Source organism: Maribacter sp. 2-571 (assembly GCF_050589625.1).
GTDB lineage: Bacteria > Bacteroidota > Bacteroidia > Flavobacteriales > Flavobacteriaceae > Pelagihabitans.
On record NZ_JBNGOP010000083.1, the window covers coordinates 1 to 735 of the forward strand.

General features: G+C 56.7%; 1 protein-coding gene. It reads right to left on the reverse strand.

Annotation, left to right across the window (positions count from 1 at the left end):
- Positions 1 to 735, reverse strand: a 735-nt coding sequence (locus tag ACRD7P_RS20970; protein ID WP_430909760.1) for an AMP-binding protein, incomplete at both ends; no start/stop codon positions are given.

The window sequence follows — 735 nt, forward strand, 5'->3', positions numbered from 1 at the left end:
AGCGTCGAATAGATATCATAGGTAGAACCGTCGAAGGCAAGGTTCGACCATTGCAGTACGCGGTCGGTCGGCAAAATGGCGATAGGGCCCTCCTCCTTGGCCAACTTTACGATATTGCGATGGGTCACCTGTACCCCCTTGGGCCTACCGGTCGTACCCGAAGTGTACATCACGTACACAGGGGAACTCCATGAAAGGGCCACAGGGGAATACTTCGGGGAAAAGGACATTATCGCATCGTACGAACCGACGATATCCAGCGGCAGGACCGCCGTGGGAAGGGAACCGGCACCCTGGACCGAGTCCGTGACCAACAACCTGGCGCCCGCATCTTCCAGAATAAGGGATTTGCGCTCCTCCGGGTACCCCTTGTCGATCGGTACGTACACGCCCCCGCACTTCATGATGCCCAACATCGAGATGATCGCCCAAGGGGAACGGTCCACTAGTAGTCCTATATAATCCCCCGGGAAAACCCCATGTTCGGATTGTAGGTAATGCGCCAGTTTGCTCGAACAAAGGTCCACTTCGGAGTAGCTCAGCCCCTTGCCATCCAGCACCAGTGCCGTGTTCTCGGGGGACTCCACGACCTGTTCCCTGAAAAGCTCCAGGATCGTACCCTCCCCGGGATATTCCTTGGACGTATCGTTGAAGACCTCCAAAAGCTGTCTCTCCTCCGGGAAGGTCAGCATCGACAGGTCCGTGATACGAGATGCGGGATCGGCCACGATACTG